This window comes from Thiospirochaeta perfilievii (genome assembly GCF_008329945.1).
Lineage (GTDB): Bacteria > Spirochaetota > Spirochaetia > DSM-2461 > DSM-2461 > Thiospirochaeta > Thiospirochaeta perfilievii.
This window is the reverse complement of sequence record NZ_CP035807.1, coordinates 1,941,381-1,959,619: the sequence shown is the minus strand read 5'-3', so window position 1 is coordinate 1,959,619 and position 18,239 is coordinate 1,941,381. Positions and strand designations below refer to the sequence as shown.

The following is an 18,239-nucleotide window of genomic DNA, read 5'->3' as shown; positions in this document are numbered from 1 at the left end:
CATTAAGTATATTTACCGCCTCTTTTTTTATTGTAGACTGATTATCAATAACATAATCCTCTTCCTTAAGAGAGGAGAAATAGCCTCGTAAAGCATCTATTAAAGAGGGTTTTAGCTGATTAATCCTATTTTGTAGATCACTATTATTTTCTCTATATACAAGAACTACTTCAATAATAAAGTTCTTCTGCTCTATATCACTTGTCCATCCCCTAATTATTGGAATGTTTTTATAATAGTCATACAGAGGAATCTTCTCCTTAGATGAGCAAGTTAGTAATAAAAAATTAAAGTTACATAAAAAGAGTATTTCTTCATAAAGAACATTATATTACCTTGGAGTTTATTTGACTACTAGTTCTTTTTTAGTTAATATATGCATTATGGCTAAAAAGACTAAAAATGCATTTACAGAAAATCAATACATTGTTTATCCCCTACAAGGTGTTGGTAAAATAGAAGCACTACAAGAAAGATTATTTAAGGGTGAGAATACACTCTATTATGTAATATATCTTGAAGAATCAGAAATGACAATAATGGTACCAGTAGACAAGGCTGAGGAACTTGGAATAAGACCTGTAATATCAAAAAACAATGCAAATAAAGCATTAAAAACATTATCAGAAGATGATGATGCTGTGATTACAGATTGGAAACTAAGATATCAAACCAATATAGACCTATTAAAAACTGGTGATACATTAAACATTGCTAAAGTGGTTAGAATGCTTTATAGAAGAAGTAAATTAAAAGAACTTCCTATACTAGAAAGAAAACTATATGATAATGCACTTTCATTACTACGTAACGAACTTTCAATATCTCTAGAACTCTCTAAAGACGATACAGACCAAATTATTTTTAGTACAATGGAAAAGTGATGAGGGTAGGACTAGGTTATGACTTACATAAACTTGTACCCGAAAGAGACCTAGTTATTGGAGGAGTGACTCTTCCCTATCATTTAGGTGAAGAGGCTCACTCCGACGGCGATGTTTTAATTCATGCTATTATTGACTCACTGTTTGGAGCATTGGCACTTGGAGATATAGGAACACACTTCCCCCCATCAGACAATAAATGGAAAAATATCTCCAGTATGATACTCCTTGAAGAGTGTTATAAAAAAGTAGTAGCTACAGGTTACAAAATAGGAAATATTGATTGTACAATAATACTTGAGAGACCTAAAATAAAACCCTATGTTTTAGAAATTAGAGAAAATATTTCTAAAGCCTTGAACATTCCACTTTCCAAACTATCTATTAAGGGTAAAACAAAAGAAGGTGTAGATGCAACTGGAGAAAATAGAGCTATCGAGGCCCATGTCATCTCTCTATTGCTTTAAAAACCAATCTTAAAAGGCCATTTTTCATACTCATAGAAAAGTTTTTTCTATCATACACATCATCAGGTAGGTAGTACTTTTGAGGCTTAATATCACCTAGTTTTAACTTAGATTTAAAAGACCGGGTCTCATCCCCTGTACTATAGATGTGTGATAACGTTGCAGAAAAAATCATATAGTCATCTTCAAAGAGTATTGAAATATCATCTTTTACAAACCCAGGAAGACCAAATTCGTATATTAAGGAGTTATCATCGCAGGTATATAGATTTAATGGAGGCCATGAATAAAAGGGATAATAATCCTTAAGATCTTTTATTCCTGAATCTTTTGCAAAATTTCCACTCTTTTCAATTACCGTCTCAGTAATACTTTTTGCTGTATCAATAACACCATCAACTAGTTTATTAAAATCAAAATTTTTCTTTTCCTTCATATTAATTCCTCATTATAACTATATTATATCATTAACATAATTTCCTCTATTCAAAAAGGATATAATAACATATTCTATATTTAATGAGCTATAAAATATTATTTATCGGTGAAATCGTAGGTAAATTTGGTGTTTATGCTGTTAGAAAAGGCATAAAACAACTTAAAGAGAAACACGGTATTGAGTTTGTTATTGCAAATGCAAATGGGGCCACAGGTGGCTTTGGAATGGGTAAAAACCATGCTATTGCCCTTAAGAATGCAGGTGTAGACGTATTAACAGGAGGAGATTATACCTTTTTCAAAAAAGACCTTGTAGATTTCCTTCCAAAGACATCTTTTGTATTACGACCTGCTAACTATACTCCTAAAACTCCAGGAAAAGGTTGGGGTATATATAAATTCAATGATAAAAAAATTGGAGTGATAAACCTGCTAGGACCATCAGGCATAAACAGGAACCATCCTAGTAATCCATTTACCTATGTTGAGAGTTTAATAGAAAAAGTTAAATCAATGAGTGACATAGTTATTATTAATTTTCACTCAAAAACTACTGCAGAAAAGCAGCTAATGTATCACATTGTAGATGGTAAGTGCCAAGCCTTAATAGGTTCTGGGTCTAAATCAATTACCTCTGATGTTAAGGTATCAGACAAAAAGACAGCTTATATAACTGACACAGGAAGGACGGGTAGTTCTACAGCTCCTGGTGGACTTTCTGGGGATATAGAGATAGAAAAACTAATAACAGGAATACCTAAAAGATCAAAGGATATTAATAAAGACCTTGAGTTACAGGGTGTGATCATTACCTTTAATGATAAGAATGAACCTATATCAAATGAGTTGGTTAGACTACCAATAAAAAGGGAAGAAAATGCATAATATAGCAATAGTTAATAGAGTAGAAGGTAACAATTTTTTTTTAGTTCATATAAAAGATTATGATAAAAAAGAGAAGACTGAAAGGGATTTTTGGAAGATTAAGAACCAAGAGTTTCAAAGTTTAAACCCAGAAAATTTAAATCTATTAGAAGGGGAAGCTGTAGAGTATTATATACCAGAAGGAAAGACTATTGTTGCTAGTTTTACAATATTAATATTGCCGCTAATAACATTTCTTCTCTCCTTTGGTATTTTAAAACTTATAGGTCTAGAGTCTGAGAAATTAATCTCTCTTATTTCTATATCATTAATGCTCGCTAGTTTTTCTTTTAATAAACTATTAAAAAAGATAGGCATAAAAGAGACCTTACCTGTAATTACAAAGAAAATAACTAAAGATAACTTAAAAGTTATTCAAAGCGAATGCAAAGATTGTGGATCATGCACCGCTTGTAACTAAAGCTTCTAGTTTACTAGGCAGGTCTATAAGAGAAAATTGCTCATGAATATAACCATGCTCAAAGGCAACTTTGGGCATACCATATACAACACAAGACTCTTGATTTTGCCCTAAAGTGTAGCCTCCAGCTCTATAAACCTCACCAATTTTTTTTGCTCCATCCTTACCCATTCCAGTCATAATTACAGCAATAGCATTTTTGCCATAATTTGCTGCAACTGATTCAAAAAGAACATCCGCTGAGGGTTTATGACCACTAACAAGAGCTGAGTCATCTAAGCGAATTACTCCACCAAGAGACTTCTTTTCAACTTTAATATGTCTGTCACCAGGTGCTATTAGAATTCTACCTTTTTTAATTAAATCTCCATCTTCAGCCTCTTTAACCTCTAAAGAAGATATTCGATCTAAACCCTTTGCAAACTCTTTTGTAAAACCTGCAGGCATATGCTGAACAACAACTATAGGAAGAGGAAAGTCTTCTGGTATCATTGCAAAAACTTTACGTAAAGCATTTGGTCCCCCAGTTGAAATTCCTATCGCCAACAACTCAAACTTACCGGGCTTTGAGATTGGAGTAATTTTTTCCCAATCATCACTACTAGTAGAAATACTTGCCTTTGGCTCACTACTCGAACTAAATGAAGGTCTAATATTCTCTACAGCTGTTGCCCTAGTCGTTTTATGCCTTCTAACGTAGTCACGACCATATGCCTTTACTAAAGATTTTAGCTTTTCCCCAATATCCGATATATCTAAAGAGACTGATCCAGAAGGCTTAGTAACAAAATCAGAAGCTCCTAAACTTAACGCTTCCATTGTTATAGCCGCACCCTTAGTCGCTATTGAGGACAAAATGATAACAGGAATATTATTATTTAACTTATGTTTCTCTTTTAAAAATGTTATTCCATCCATTTCTGGCATTTCTAAATCTAATATTATTATGTCTGGCTCATGGGTTTTCATTTTGGATAGAGCAAATTTTCCATTCATCGCCTTTGCTACAACTTCTATATCAAGATCATCCTCCAATATTTTCCCAATGAGCTTTCTCATTAAAACTGAGTCATCAACAACCATTACAGAAATCTTATTCATCTACTTATCCTTACAAGTTTTTGCCATATAAACATGCCCACTCAGTCCGTATAAACTCAAAAGAGGTCTTCATCCCAAAAAGAGATTCGGAATGACCAATAAAGAGATAGGAGTGGTTGCTCATAGCATCCCAAAAACGATCTATTACATTTTTTTGTGCTGCTTCATCAAAATATATTAAAACATTTCGACAAAATACAATATCAAGATTTCTTTTACCACTATCAAACTTAAGATTATGATAATCAAATGCTATTAACTTTTTTATCTCATCCTTTACTTTGTAACCACCGGTAGCCTTAATAAAATATTTAGCTAAGTACTCAGGGGGAATTCCTTTTACTTTTAAATCTGAGTAAAAACCCTCTTGAGCTGTCATTAATGATTTTAAGCTCAGATCTGATGCAACTACTTCAATTTTAAAATCAGGAGGTAAAAACTCCTTTAGTACCATAGCGTTGGTATAAGGTTCTTCACCTGTTGAACAACCAGCACTCCAACACCTAATAACCTTATTTCCTGTTTTTCTCTTATATTCTATTAAGTCAGGAATCACATGGTGTTCAAATGCACTATAATGAGCATTATTTCTAAAAAAACGAGTTAAATTTGTTGTAATAGAGTCAAGAAATAGTTTTAGCTCTCCTTCATCCCTATTAATTAAGTCATAAAACTCATTAACATTTTCAAAGGAAGATTTTCTTAATTTCTCTCTAATACGACTTTCAAGTATAGTTCTATTGGATTCTGTAAAATGAATACCACTAGCCTTATATATGAGATCTTTGAATTTTCCAAACTCGATATCTGTTAAAACTGACATATTATATAATTTCCACCTTATTATACTATTATATAGTTACTTAAAAAATGCTAGTTTTTTTTAAAAATTATGAATCTTTTTTCATAGAGATTTACTTTTAAAGTGTTAAACAATTGACAATTTTATCCAATAAAATAATAATTCCACTACATGAAGAAATATATTTTTGTTACAGGTGGTGTTTGCTCCAGTTTAGGAAAAGGAATAGCCGCGTCCTCATTAGGTAGTATTTTAGAAAGCAGAAGTCTAAAAGTTCGTATGATAAAAGTAGACCCTTATATTAATGTTGACGCAGGTACAATGAGTCCATACCAACACGGAGAGGTTTATGTTACAGACGATGGTGCAGAAACAGATCTTGATTTAGGAAATTATGCAAGATTTACTTCATCTCCCCTTAGTAAAGAGCACTCAATTACAACAGGTCAAATATATGAAGCTGTTATAAAAAAGAACGTGAAGGTCGATATCTAGGTAAATGTGTTCAAGTTGTACCACATATTACAGATGAAATAAAAAGAAGAATTAGAGCTATTGGAAATAATCCAGAAGTTGATGTAACTATAGTTGAAATTGGTGGAACAGTTGGGGATATTGAGTCTATACCATATCTAGAAGCAGTTAGACAGCTTATTCATGACCTTGGTCACAATAACGCTCTATCTGTTCACTTAACTTTAATTCCAACTGTTTCAGGTGGAGAGGCTAAAACAAAACCTACTCAGCACTCAGTTAAGTCAATGAGAGAGATAGGTATTCAACCAGATGTTCTTCTTTGTAGAGCTGATGAACCTGTACCTGCTGATATGAAAAAGAAAATTTCACAGTTTACTAATATTGATTATGATGCAGTTATTTCTGCTCACAATATTGACTCAACTCTTTATGCTATCCCTGAGATTTATAGTCAACAGGGTTTAGATGAGGTTGTATGTAAAAAATTACAACTTGAAACAAAGAGTCCAAACCTTAAAGAGTGGAAAAAAGTTAGAACTTCTTACGAGGGAGCTAAAGTTACAGCAAATATTGCATTTGTTGGTAAATATATTGAATTGTCAGATGCATATAAGTCAGTTGATGAAGCTCTTGTTCATGGTGGTATATTTAATCATGCCAAGGTCAACATTATAAAAATAGATTCAGAAAATCTAGAAAAAGAGAAGGATATCTCTAAGGTTCTAGGTAGTGTAGACGGTATTATTGTTCCTGGAGGTTTTGGAGAACGAGGTGTTTTAGGTATGATCCTTGCGACTCAGTTTGCAAGGGAGAACAATATACCATTTCTTGGAATTTGTTTAGGAATGCAAGTGCAAGTAATAGAGTGGGCTCGTAATATTCTAAAACTACAAGATGCTGATAGTGCAGAGTTTAGACCTGAAGGAAATACTAACGTAATTGCTTTACTTGAAGATCAAGTTGATGTAACTGATTACGGCGGTACAATGCGATTAGGTTTAAGTGAGTCGGTTCTAAAACCAAATACAAAGATTGCAGAAGCTTATGGGAAATTAAGTATATGGGAGAGACATAGACATAGACTTGAAGTTTCTAATGAGTATAAAGAGAGTTTAGAAAAGTCCGGTTTAATATTAAGCGGAGTAACTTCTGATGGTAATCTTGTAGAGTCTGTTGAATGGCCTAATCATCCATGGGGTGTAGGTGTTCAAGCACACCCAGAATTCACTTCACAGCCAATAAAAGCTGGTTCTCTATTCAAAAAATTTATAGAAGAAAGTTTACGGCATGGTAAAAAAATCAAGTAAAATATCTTTTTTAATCTTTACAACCTGCATGCTACTTGCAGGTTGTACAATTGATTATAATGATCAAAATAGTAATATTGAAAAATCTACAGCAATTCCAGACTCTCAAATGAGGAATTTTAACCTAGTTCAAATTAAAAATAATAAACCATATACCCAGGTAACATCCTCCCTAGCAGAGATATATAATAGAGAGAATAAAACGGTAATGTTTGATGTAAAGTTTACCGAATTCAATTCTACAAAAAACAGTATTTCAACCAAGGGGAGTGCAGATAAAGTTGAGTATTATAATGATTCAGAAGATGCTGTTTTAAAGGGTAATTTAAAATTTTACTCACAAAAAGATGAGATTGAAATTACAGGAGAGTCTCTATTCTGGAATAGTGAATCTAAAATAATAAGCAGTGATATTGACTCTAAAATATATATTAATAAGGATGATGGATCTAAAATAGAAGGTGAAGGCTTCACTGCAAACCTTAAAAATAGTACATTTTCATTTAAGAAGAGTGTAAGAGGAGTAACTCCATGAAAAGAGGTCTATTTTACCTATTTATGCTAATATACTGCATTAGTAACATAAACTCCTCAGAAGCTCTTATATTTGGCTGTGATCAGTCTGAATCCTCATTTGCTGAACATAATAAAAGAAGTACTCTTATTGGTAATGCATATATTAAAACTGATACCCTTAATATAAATTCAGATAGAATAGAGTTATATGGAGAGGATTATAGATTCGCTAGTTGTACTGGCAGTGTTCTAATTCATAATATCAAAGAGAACTTCTACATAAATAGTGAGAAACTGCTTTACGATAATGAAAAAAAAGAAGCAACCGTAACAGGTAATGCTATTATGAAAGATATAGATAATGAGATGATAATTAAGGGAGAATATATAAAATCCTTTGAAAAAACATCTATAACCCTTATACAAATAAAAGTTAGAATTATTAACGAAGATCTTGTTTGTCGTAGCGAGTTTGCAGAGTATAACAGTGAAATAAACAGATTAGTATTAACAGGAGATCCTGTGGTATTCAAAGGTGATGATGTTTTTAGAGCTAGTAAAATAACTATAAACCTAGATACAAACGATATAATTATGGAAGGTAAGGTTAAGGGAAATATTTCAGAGGAAAAAGATGAAGATTAATTTCGATTTTTTTAAAAAGAATAGAGAAAAGGATAGTGTTTCCCATCTATCTGGAGAGGCTAGACTAAGTGTAGAAGGTTTAGAAAAGAGATACGGGAAGACACATGCTGTAAGGGATATTAGTTTTTCTATGAAATCAGGGGAAATAGTTGGATTGCTAGGCCCAAATGGAGCTGGAAAAACAACAAGTTTCTACATGATAGCTGGCTTTATTCACCCTACAAATGGGAGAGTCTACATAAATGATCACAACATAACAAAATTACCTATGTATAAGAGAGCACAGATAGGTGTTTCATACCTTCCTCAGGAGGCATCAGTTTTTAGAAAGTTAAGTGTTGAGCATAATATTTTAGGAATTTTAGAAACAAGAAATGATATATCAAAGTCAAAGAAAATGGAAATCCTTAATAACTTAATTGATGACTTGGGACTTAATAAGGTAAGAAAACAGCAAGCTTATACACTATCTGGAGGAGAACGTAGAAGAACAGAGATAGCCCGCTCCCTGGCTATTGATCCTAAGTTTCTATTATTAGATGAACCATTTGCTGGTATAGATCCTATAGCAGTACAAGAGATTAAACAGATTATTAAAGATCTTTCAAAAAGAGGTATTGGAATACTAATTACCGACCACAACGTTAGAGATACTCTAGAGATAACAGATAGATCATACATAATGAACCTTGGAGAAGTTTTAATAAGTGGCTCAAAGGATGAACTTCTTAATAGTGAATTAGCTCGAAATATCTATTTAGGAAATTCATTTTCTATGTAATAATATTCATAGGATATTTAGAGGTATAAAATTGCTACATCAGGGACCATCACTAATACAGACACAATCTCAAAAGCTCAGTCCACAAATGTTACAAACTGTAAAACTTATGGCTTTACCACTACTAGATTTACAAGCAGCTATAAGTGCTGAGATTGAAGCAAATCCTGCCCTAGAGTTAGTAGAAAGGGATGATACTCCTGACAATTTACAGACTAAAGACCTTGATGGTGCAGATATAAACTATTTAGAAGAAGATTCTGATCCAGGTTATACCCATTCCAACTCAGACAAGTCTGTTAGTGAGTTTATTGAAGGAACCCAAACAAATAAAGAGAGCTTAATTGACCACCTAATAAATCAGTTGCGCCTATGTAAGTTAACAGAGGAAGAGACTCTAATAGGAGAGTTGTTAATAAACAACCTAGACTCTAACGGCTTTCATATAACAAAAATTGATGATCTATTTTTAGACTCACAAATGAAAATTGTAAATAAAGTAATCGACATAATTCACCAATTAGACCCAATAGGTGTTTGTGTAAATGATATATACGAATCCCTAATTGTACAGGCTAAGATTTTAGGTCGGTACCCATATGGTACAATTGAAATATTAAGTGAGAGTATGGACCTTATAACCAAAGGTAAAAAAAAGTTAATCATGGAAAAATATGACCTCTCTATAGAGGATATCGAGGACATTTATGATTACTTAAAAACTTTAAACCCCCATCCTACAGCTGAATTTACAACTGGCTACTCTAACTATATAATCCCTGAAGCCCATGTAACAAAGGAAGGGAAAAGCATTAATGTATATTTAAAAGAGGAAAATATACCATCTTTAACAATAAACAAAGAGTTTGAAGAGTATAAAGAAACAGATAATAAAGATGTAAACAGATTTGCAAAAAAAAGCATTAATAGTGCTAATAGTTTTATACAAGCTATAAATATGAGAAACTCAACTCTTTTAAAAACAATAAATTCTATCGTAAAAAATCAAAAAGAGTTTTTTCTTTTTGGACCTGGAAATATTAAACCATTAACAAGAAAAGAGATTGCACTTGAAACTGAATTATCCGAGAGTACAATATCTAGAATATCAAGTGATAAGTATATTCAAACAGATTGGGGTATTTATAATCTTAAATACTTTTTCTCTAATGCTATAGTAAGTTCCCAATCTGGAAGGGATCACTCTAAGGAAAGTGTTAAGGAAATAGTAAAAAATATAATTATTGAAAATAAATCTGAAAAAAAACTGTCAGATCAGCAAATATCTAATATACTTAAGGAGAGGGGTATAAACCTCGCAAGAAGAACTGTTTCTAAGTATAGAAAAGAATTAAACCTTTTATCTTCTTACGAAAGACAGTAAACTGTAATTAAGTAACAAAAAATTCAAACGCATGGAGGTGTTGTATGGAAGTACAGATTAAAGGAGTTCATTACAGCATAAGTAGCACTTTAAGAGAAAACATTGAGAAGAAATTATCTCGTCTTGATTATGTAAAGGATCATATTGTACATTTTTATTTTACAATAGTGAAGGATTCCAAAGATTATAAAATTGAAGCTGATGTTCATTTTAACTGGGGAAAAACTTCACACGTAGAAGTACATGATGATAATTTATATCAAGGAATTGATGATCTTTTCGATAAATTAGAAGTAAAAGCGACTAAAGAGAAGGATAAAATCCAGTCTCACTAATATAATTGATTAGTATTAGGAGAGCTAATGCTCTCCTTTTTTTTTAAAGGTTGAGAAATGAAACAGTTTACAATATTAGACCTACTAGATTTAGACCTTAAAGATCAAAATAGACTCTATCTGAAATGCTTATCAGGAAGGAGTGGTCTTGGTAGAAAAATTGTAACATCAGATATAAGTAGACCTGGATTAGCTTTAACAGGATTTACAGAGATGTTTGAGGGTAAGAGAGTTCAACTTTTAGGTAAAAGTGAAAATGCTTATTTAAAAAAACTCTGTAAAGAGAATAAATTAGAAAATATAAGAAAATTTTTTGAATACAACATACCATGTTGCGTTATTACCCATGGGATTGTACCCCCTGAACCTTTTTTAAAAATTGCCAAAGAGTGTAATTGCCCTATCCTTCAGACAACATTAAGTTCTGCAGACTTTATGCCTAGATTAGTTAGAGCTATGCTTGAAATGTTCTCTCCCCAAGTTATAATTCATGGTGTTTTAGTAGAGGTTTCTGGTCTTGGAGTCCTACTTCTAGGTGACAGTGGAGTAGGAAAGAGTGAAACAGCTTTAGCTTTAATAGAAAAAGGTCATAAGCTTATAGTGGATGACTCTGTAGAAATAACATGTAGTAATGGAAATATCTTAATGGGAAAGAGCTCTACAGAGATTTTAAATCACCATATGGAGATTCGTGGACTAGGAATAATTAATATTAAGGAAATTTTTGGAATTCGTGCTATAATGAAGAGTAAAAGAGTTCAACTTGTCGTAAAATTAGAAGAGTGGAATTCTTCTAAAAACTATGATAGAATTGGAAAGGATGAAAAATATGAAATTCTTGGAGTTCACGTACCAATACTTGAGATACCAGTGAAACCAGGAAGAAATATACCTACAATTATTGAAACTGCAGCTTTAAATGAAAGATTAAAAAGAAGTGGACACAATAGTTCTGGTGAGTTTAATAAAAACATCATTAAGTGGTTGGAGCATGAAAATGCTCGTACAAAATATATGGAAAATAGGTTTAATTAAGAGATGACTGAAAAATCAACTACAATAAAAAATAGAGCTGGAATACATGCAAGACCTGCAACATTAATTGTAAAAGAAGCCTCAAAATTCAAGTCCAATGTATATATTGAAAAGAATTCGGAAAAGATTAATGCAAAATCTATTTTAAATATTCTTACTTTAGGTGGTACCTACAACTCAGAAATAAAGGTTATTGCAGAGGGAGATGATGAATTAGAAGCTGTTGAAGCACTTATTAATTTAATAGACAATAAGTTCGAAGAGTAAAATGAAAAGCAAAAAAGGATATAAAAATTCTAGAACGACAATTATAAGTATTATTATTCTGGATTTAATTTTAATGTCACTTTTTCTTTTTTTTCTGGCCTAATTCTTAAAGACTTTCAAGACTCTACAAATTTATCAACAATTGTAATTTCTAGTTTTGCAATAGCAATTCCAGGAACTCTTTTAATACTAATAATTATTCAATCTTTAAATTTATTTAGAAATAAATTTACTCCAGGTAACAGTTTCAAAAAAAAAATTGTAATCTACTTCATTGTTACACTATTTTTAGTAGTAATTCCCCAAGCTTTTATTTCCATTAATTTTATAAATGTTTCCACAGATAATTGGCTTAATAAAAGAGTAAAACAAGCTGTAGATATCGGTTTTAATATGGCATTGGATAGGGAAAATAACAGTAGAACAGAAATTGTATCAATAAGTAAAAGTAGGTTTTTTAATGATATTATTAAAGAGGCTTATTTAACGAATTCTGTATCAATAAATGAGATAAGCAATCTAAATTCACTAATATTTACAGTCGAGTACTTTGATAACAGTGGGAATATATTAAAACAATTAGGAGATAGTAGATTCTATATAAACAAAGCTGATACTAGCTCAAAGAATTTTTTCTATCCTAAATTTAAAATCATAGATAAGGAGTTAATATATTATCAGTTCTCTTCTATCTACAATAATTCAGAAATTTTTATTGTGTTAGGATATCTATTACCAGATAACTTCAGTAGTAATGGTGTTTTATTAACCTCTGTTAAAAAGTCCTTAGAGTTTACAACACCTATTGGAGAGGATATATCCTTTGGTATTTTTATATACTACCTACTCTTCTCTATACCGATGGTTCTATTAGCTATACTTGGAAGCTTTATTTTTTCTGATGAAATAGTAAAACCCTTAGCAGATATCGAAGAGGCTATTAAAAAAGTTGCCCATGGTAATTATTCATATAGAATTCTCTCTAAGAAAAAAAATGAGTTTAATAGTTTAATAAGGGCCTTTAATAATATGATTAAAGAGATTGAGAAATCTAGAAATAAGTTAAAACATACAGAGCAAATCTCAACATGGCAGGATATAGCAACAAGACTAGCCCATGAAATAAGAAACCCCCTTACACCTATAAAACTTTCAGCGCAAAGAGTTTTATTAAAAAGTGATAACAATGTAATAACAACTAAACATATGGAAACAATAATTACCGAAGTAACTAGAATGGAGAAGTTACTAAATGAGTTTAGGGATTTTGCCCGTTTTCCTAAATTAAATATTGAAAGGGTATCAATAAAAGAGACTATTGAGGAGTCATTAGCACCCTATAATACAATATATCCAAATATACTATTTGATACATCTGCAGTTGAAGATTTCCAAGTAGATATTGATAAAAACCAACTAATACAGGTCATATCAAATTTAACAATCAACGGAATTCACGCTATGGAGAAAGAAGGCGTTGTAAAATACATTTCTGAAGTAGTACAGATGAAGAGTGTAGACTATTGTCGTGTTACAATAAAGGATAATGGAAAAGGTATCTCAAGTGAAAACCTACCTAATATTTTTAAACCCTATTTTACGACAAAATATAATGGTTCGGGTATTGGGCTTGCTATTGTTAATAAAATTATATTGGACCATAAAGGGAAAATTTGGATAGAAAGTGCACTAAATGTTGGAACAACTTTTTATTTTGAATTTCCAAAGGACGCTATATGAACAAAAATATACTAATAATAGATGATGAAGAACCAATAAGAAACATTTTATCATCTATATTAGAGGACGAGGGATATACAACTTATACAGCAGCATCTGCAGAGGATGGTATAAGTGTTTTGGAACGAAACCATATAGCTTTAGTATTTTTAGACTTATGGCTTCCTGGTATGGACGGTTTAGAACTTTTAAAACTTCTGCAAAAGGAGATAAATACCCCTGAAATTATAGTTATTTCTGGTCATGCAAATGTAGATATTGCTGTCCAAGCTATTAAAATTGGAGCTTTTGACTGCATAGAAAAACCCTTAGATCTAAATAGAATATTAAGTTTAACCAGTAGCGCAATCACCCAATTTAACACTCTACATAAAAACAATATTGGTGTACCAACTTCAGTGAATAAAAGTCAGTTAATTGGAGAGTGTGACAAAATATTGGAAATTAAAAAATTAATAGATCAAATTTCAACCTCAGACTCCAGGGTGATGATACTTGGTGAAAACGGAACAGGTAAAGAGGTAGTAGCAAGGGAGATTTACTTAAACAGTAATAGAAAAGATAAACCTTTTGTTGAAGTAAACTGTGCTGCTATACCTGAAAATTTAATTGAATCAGAACTTTTTGGTCATGAAAAAGGAGCTTTTACAGGAGCAATAGATACCCGAATAGGAAAGTTTGAAGCAGCCCACGGAGGAACTCTATTTTTAGATGAAATAGCAGATATGAGTTCGTCAGCTCAAGCAAAGGTATTAAGAGCTATCCAGGAGCAAAAATTCCATAGAGTAGGTAGTGACAAACTAATTGATGTAGATATAAGAATTATATCTGCAACAAACAAAAATATACACACAGAGATAAAAAAAGGGAGTTTTCGGGAAGATCTCTTTTTCAGGTTAAATGTAATACCAATAAACGTACCTCCCTTAAAGGATAGAGGTGCTGATATAGGACTACTGGCCAATTATTTTTTACAGAGATATAATAAGGACAATAGTTGTAATAAATCAATTATATCATCTTCTATGAATTTACTAGAGAAACATAGTTGGCCTGGAAATGTTAGAGAACTAAAAAATTTTATTGAGAAGATATGTATAATCTGTAATGATGACTCTATTGATTTACACGATTTTATCGATTTTGAGTTAGATAATGATGATGAAAGTATCTATATTGAAAGTTTTATGAATTTATCCCTTATCGAAGCTAAAGATGAGTTTGAAAAAAAGATAATATATAGTAAGTTAATTGAGATGAATGGAAATATTACCAAAACTGCAGATGCATTAGGTATTTATCCAAGCAATCTACACAATAAAATAAAGAAACATGGGATTATTATAGAGAAATGAAGGGTTTAACCAAACGGCAAGAAGAAATTTTAGAGTATTTAAAAATCTTTATTAGTGATAATAAATACCCACCTGCAATTAGAGATGTAGCTTCTCATTTTAAAATTTCAGTTAAAGGGGCTTATGACCACATAAAGGCTCTGGAGAAAAAAAATGCTATAACTTGTAATAATAATACATCAAGATCAATTGGGATTGTTAACAATAATGAAGATAGCTCATCACAGGTACCAATACTAGGTAAAATTGCAGCTGGAGGACCTATACTTATTGAAGAGAATTTTGAAGGTTTTGTAACCATATCAAAGGATTTATTAAAAACAGGGGATCATTTTGCACTAAATGTTGTTGGAGACAGCATGATAAATGCAGGTATACTACCTGGAGATATAGCTGTTTTCAAACAACAATCTACAGCTAATAACGGAACAATAGTTGCCGCCATGTTAGAAGATTCAGTTACTTTAAAAAGATTTTATAAAGAGAGTAATAGGGTGAAATTAAAAGCAGAAAACGAAAGTTACTCCCCTATATATACACAAAATGTATCAATACTAGGAAAACTAGTAACAATAGTTAGAACTTATGATTGATTTAGTATACCTATTTCTAGGTCCTGAAGAGGGAAAAAAGAAGGCAGAGATCAGTAAGATCGAGAAATATGTATCAAAACAGTTAGGATCTGAACCTGAAAAACACCAATTTTACCCTTTTGAGAAAAAGGTATCTGAAATAATATCTTTAATGAAAAACGGATCGCTTTTTTCATCCCATAAATTCATTATCATAAACAATGCGGAAGAGATTAAGAAAAAATCTGATGTTGATCTAATTATTGAAATTTGTAAAAAACCTATAAAAGGAAATACTCTTATTTTAAAGTCTTCTAATTCTAGCATAGATAAGAAGATAGAGAAGGTAATACCAAAGGCTAATAAAATTATTTTCTGGGAGATGTTTGAAAATCAAAAGAAAAGTTGGATTTCAAGTTATTTTAACTCTTATGAGCAAAAAATTAATCCAAACGCGGTAGATCACCTCTTAGAGATGGTAGAAAATAATACTCAAGAGTTAAAAATAGCATGTGAGAAAATTTCATTTTTTTTTGATAAAGGAAAAATAATAACTGAAGATGATATTGATACCTTTTTATATCATAGTAGAGAAGAGAATGTATTTACACTTTTTGAAAAAATGTGTTTTAAAGACCTGCTCTCTTCCCTTGAAATAAATAATAAACTCGCCCTATCCTCAGATAACACACCTATAGCTATTGTTAGTGGTCTATTGTGGCAGTTTAAAAGACTACTAAATCTAAAAATAAGTATTAGTAGACGTGTTCCAATGCAAGAGGCGATGTTAAAGCAAGGAATAAGAGGTAAAAAAAACCAACAAAGTTACCAGGCCGCTTTAGGAAACTACTCTCTTCATGAGCTTCAAAAAATAATTTTAATATTAAGTGACCATGATTTTCTGCTCAGAAATGCTAAAACAGAGATGCAAAAGGTAATTATTGAGATTCTAATCTATAAGTGTTTAGTTAAAGTTTCCTAATTACTTCTTATTTAAATACTCATAAATAGTTTCGGCTAATTCTAAGTTAATTTCTGCCCTAGTTGAAATATCCTTGGGATTAGACTCTTTTATTTTATCTAGATCACCAAATGTGAGTAGAATTTTTTTAGCTCTTTTTGGACCTATTCCTGGAACACTCTCCAATGAGGATAGTTTTAGTTTTTTCTTTCTAAGAAGCTTATTATAATCTGTTGCAAATCTATGGGTTTCATCCCTAACAGCTTGTAGAATCCTTAGACCAGGACTCCCCTCCTTCAATATTATTGGTTCAGATCTACCAGGTAGAAAAACATGCTCATATTTCTTTGCAAGACCAGCTAATGGAATTTCAAGACCTAGTGTATCAAGAATATCTTTTGCAGATGAGACTTGCCCCTTTCCTCCATCAATTAAAATTAGATCAGGTTTTTCTAAATTTTCATTAATGACCCTGGTATACCTTCTTGCTACAGCTTCACTAATTGATTTAAAGTCATCAATCTTTCCATTTAGACTTTTCATTTTGAACCTTTTATAATTTTTTTTATCTGGAACACCATTATAAAATGATACTAGAGATGAAACAGTAAAGTGTCCATCGAGTTGAGCAATATCAAAACCCTCAATTCTTTGGGGTAATTCAGGAAGATTTAAAGCCTCTTTAAGGGCATATAATCCATCAAAATCACCATCCCTTCGAATTCTCTTTTCAAAATTCATTTTAGCATTTTCATTAGCCAATAATACTGAGTTTAAATTCTTTCCTTTTTCTGGAACTTTTATATAAACCCTTTTATTTGAGTTTTCAATAAAAAACTTCTCTAGGAAATCAATATCACACTCCATAGGAAGATAAATAGTTCCAGGGTAAATGCTATTTTTTGAGTAATATTGTATTAAAAACTGTAATAGCCCCTCTCCAGTTGTTCCTATATAACTTGTATAATAATGGGCTTTATCAACCATAAAACCTTCTCGCATCTTTAAAACAACAAAAGTATACTTATCTCCACTATTATAGAGACCTATAAAGTCTTTAAATTCACTATTAAAATCAACTATTTTCTGCTTATCCTTAAGCTTTACAAGAGATGTTATTAGGTCTCTTAGTTCTGCGGCCTTTTCAAACTCTAAATTGCTACTTAGTTCAGCCATCTCTCTATTTAGGTTTGTAACAACTTCGTTAATATTTCCAGATAGAATCTTTTTTATTGACTTAATTTTTTCATTGTATTCATCTTTACTCTCCATATTTATACATGGTCCATCACATTTTTTAATATGATACATTAAACACGGCTTCTTACGGGCTTTTAGCTTTCCCTTGCAAGTCCTTAGGGGATAAAGCCTATTAATTATCTCTAAGTAGTTATATATATCTCTAGTATCAGGAAAGGGTCCATAATAGTTACAATTTTTATTTGATGTATTTCTAGTTTTATAAACTAAGGGGTACTCGTCTTTAGTAATAGCAATAACGCCATATGACTTTCCATCTTTTAAACTAATATTATATTTAGGGTTCCATTTTTTAATTAGGTTATTTTCCAATAAAAGAGCTTCATACTCTGTATCTGTAACGGTGTATTCTAACGAAAAAACATGTTTCATCAACATAGTGGTTTTTATATCCTTCCCACTGTTAAAATATGATAAAACTCTATTTTGTAGTTTTTTAGCCTTTCCAACATAAATTACTTGGTTTTCATTGTCCCTCATTATGTAAATACCAGGATTTAGTGGGAATTCTTTAACTAAATTCTTTAGTTTGTTAATGATTTCTTGATTATTTTTCATCTACCTCCG

At 31.4% G+C, this 18,239-nt stretch carries 19 protein-coding genes and 1 pseudogene; 16 read left to right on the top strand and 4 right to left on the bottom strand.

Annotated elements, in window-relative coordinates:
- Window positions 1-383: 383 nt before the first annotated feature.
- Together EW093_RS08950 and ispF are read left to right on the top strand one after the other, a co-directional pair.
- Window positions 384-884 carry a CarD family transcriptional regulator gene (locus EW093_RS08950; RefSeq protein ID WP_149568064.1) on the top strand — a complete coding sequence of 167 codons (501 nt, stop codon included), beginning with the start codon at window positions 384-386 and terminating at the stop codon, window positions 882-884.
- Window positions 884-1,351 carry a 2-C-methyl-D-erythritol 2,4-cyclodiphosphate synthase gene (gene ispF, locus EW093_RS08945; RefSeq protein WP_149569601.1) on the top strand — a complete coding sequence of 156 codons (468 nt, stop codon included), beginning with the start codon at window positions 884-886 and terminating at the stop codon, window positions 1,349-1,351. Before EW093_RS08950 ends, ispF begins: the two co-directional genes overlap by 1 nt.
- Here the strand turns inward: ispF and EW093_RS08940 are convergent.
- Complete coding sequence (locus tag EW093_RS08940; RefSeq protein WP_149568063.1) at window positions 1,332-1,787, bottom strand: Hsp20/alpha crystallin family protein; 456 nt, start codon at window positions 1,785-1,787, stop codon at window positions 1,332-1,334. The two genes, ispF and EW093_RS08940, sit on opposite strands and share 20 nt — an antisense overlap.
- Window positions 1,788-1,870: 83 nt before the next feature.
- Here EW093_RS08940 and EW093_RS08935 point away from each other — a divergent pair, with 83 nt between their 5' ends.
- Both EW093_RS08935 and EW093_RS08930 read left to right on the top strand, forming a co-directional pair.
- The gene (locus EW093_RS08935) at window positions 1,871-2,674 is read left to right on the top strand and encodes a TIGR00282 family metallophosphoesterase (RefSeq protein WP_149568062.1); all 804 of its coding nucleotides are present in this window, start codon (window positions 1,871-1,873) and stop codon (window positions 2,672-2,674) included.
- Window positions 2,667-3,134 carry a SoxR reducing system RseC family protein gene (locus tag EW093_RS08930; protein ID WP_149568061.1) on the top strand — a complete coding sequence of 156 codons (468 nt, stop codon included), beginning with the start codon at window positions 2,667-2,669 and terminating at the stop codon, window positions 3,132-3,134. Before EW093_RS08935 ends, EW093_RS08930 begins: the two co-directional genes overlap by 8 nt.
- Here the strand turns inward: EW093_RS08930 and EW093_RS08925 are convergent.
- Together EW093_RS08925 and EW093_RS08920 are read right to left on the bottom strand one after the other, a co-directional pair.
- Window positions 3,114-4,235 carry a protein-glutamate methylesterase/protein-glutamine glutaminase gene (locus EW093_RS08925; protein WP_149568060.1) on the bottom strand — a complete coding sequence of 374 codons (1,122 nt, stop codon included), beginning with the start codon at window positions 4,233-4,235 and terminating at the stop codon, window positions 3,114-3,116. The genes EW093_RS08930 and EW093_RS08925 overlap by 21 nt on opposite strands.
- Window positions 4,236-4,245: 10 nt before the next feature.
- Entirely contained in the window at window positions 4,246-5,058 is an 813-nt protein-coding gene (locus EW093_RS08920; protein WP_149568059.1) for a CheR family methyltransferase, read from the bottom strand.
- 150 nt (window positions 5,059-5,208) lie between these two features.
- Here EW093_RS08920 and EW093_RS08915 point away from each other — a divergent pair.
- The 12 genes and pseudogenes from EW093_RS08915 (at window position 5,209) to holA (ending at window position 16,433) form a co-directional block, all read left to right on the top strand.
- A pseudogene (locus tag EW093_RS08915) lies at window positions 5,209-6,821 on the top strand (CTP synthase).
- Entirely contained in the window at window positions 6,802-7,356 is a 555-nt protein-coding gene (gene lptC / locus EW093_RS08910; RefSeq protein WP_149568058.1) for an LPS export ABC transporter periplasmic protein LptC, read from the top strand. The pseudogene EW093_RS08915 and the gene lptC overlap by 20 nt, the downstream one beginning before the upstream one ends.
- Complete coding sequence (locus EW093_RS08905) at window positions 7,353-7,982, top strand: LptA/OstA family protein (RefSeq protein WP_149568057.1); 630 nt, start codon at window positions 7,353-7,355, stop codon at window positions 7,980-7,982. The genes lptC and EW093_RS08905 overlap by 4 nt, the downstream gene beginning before the upstream one ends.
- The gene (gene lptB, locus EW093_RS08900) at window positions 7,954-8,763 is read left to right on the top strand and encodes an LPS export ABC transporter ATP-binding protein (protein WP_425473402.1); all 810 of its coding nucleotides are present in this window, start codon (window positions 7,954-7,956) and stop codon (window positions 8,761-8,763) included. The genes EW093_RS08905 and lptB overlap by 29 nt, the downstream gene beginning before the upstream one ends.
- 31 nt (window positions 8,764-8,794) lie before the next feature.
- Window positions 8,795-10,147 carry an RNA polymerase factor sigma-54 gene (gene rpoN, locus EW093_RS08895; protein ID WP_281283414.1) on the top strand — a complete coding sequence of 451 codons (1,353 nt, stop codon included), beginning with the start codon at window positions 8,795-8,797 and terminating at the stop codon, window positions 10,145-10,147.
- 44 nt (window positions 10,148-10,191) lie between these two features.
- Window positions 10,192-10,482 carry a ribosome hibernation-promoting factor, HPF/YfiA family gene (gene hpf / locus EW093_RS08890; RefSeq protein ID WP_149568054.1) on the top strand — a complete coding sequence of 97 codons (291 nt, stop codon included), beginning with the start codon at window positions 10,192-10,194 and terminating at the stop codon, window positions 10,480-10,482.
- 57 nt (window positions 10,483-10,539) lie between these two features.
- A complete protein-coding gene (hprK, locus tag EW093_RS08885; protein ID WP_149568053.1) occupies window positions 10,540-11,517 on the top strand; it encodes an HPr(Ser) kinase/phosphatase in 978 nt (325 codons plus the stop codon).
- 3 nt (window positions 11,518-11,520) lie between these two features.
- Window positions 11,521-11,784, top strand: coding sequence for an HPr family phosphocarrier protein (locus EW093_RS08880; RefSeq protein WP_149568052.1), 264 nt, complete (start codon window positions 11,521-11,523; stop codon window positions 11,782-11,784).
- A 399-nt stretch (window positions 11,785-12,183) separates the two neighbouring features.
- Window positions 12,184-13,524: a sensor histidine kinase gene (locus EW093_RS08875; protein ID WP_187759652.1), complete on the top strand. Its 1,341-nt coding sequence runs from the start codon at window positions 12,184-12,186 to the stop codon at window positions 13,522-13,524.
- A complete protein-coding gene (locus EW093_RS08870) occupies window positions 13,521-14,879 on the top strand; it encodes a sigma-54-dependent transcriptional regulator (protein WP_149568050.1) in 1,359 nt (452 codons plus the stop codon). The genes EW093_RS08875 and EW093_RS08870 overlap by 4 nt, the downstream gene beginning before the upstream one ends.
- On the top strand, window positions 14,876-15,472 hold the full coding sequence (gene lexA, locus EW093_RS08865; RefSeq protein ID WP_149568049.1) for a transcriptional repressor LexA: 597 nt from the start codon (window positions 14,876-14,878) through the stop codon (window positions 15,470-15,472). The genes EW093_RS08870 and lexA overlap by 4 nt, the downstream gene beginning before the upstream one ends.
- On the top strand, window positions 15,465-16,433 hold the full coding sequence (gene holA / locus EW093_RS08860) for a DNA polymerase III subunit delta (protein WP_149568048.1): 969 nt from the start codon (window positions 15,465-15,467) through the stop codon (window positions 16,431-16,433). The genes lexA and holA overlap by 8 nt, the downstream gene beginning before the upstream one ends.
- On the opposite strand, the gene uvrC is transcribed toward holA, so the two are convergent.
- Window positions 16,434-18,230 carry an excinuclease ABC subunit UvrC gene (gene uvrC, locus EW093_RS08855; protein WP_149568047.1) on the bottom strand — a complete coding sequence of 599 codons (1,797 nt, stop codon included), beginning with the start codon at window positions 18,228-18,230 and terminating at the stop codon, window positions 16,434-16,436. It abuts the gene before it with no gap.
- Window positions 18,231-18,239: the final 9 nt, after the last annotated feature.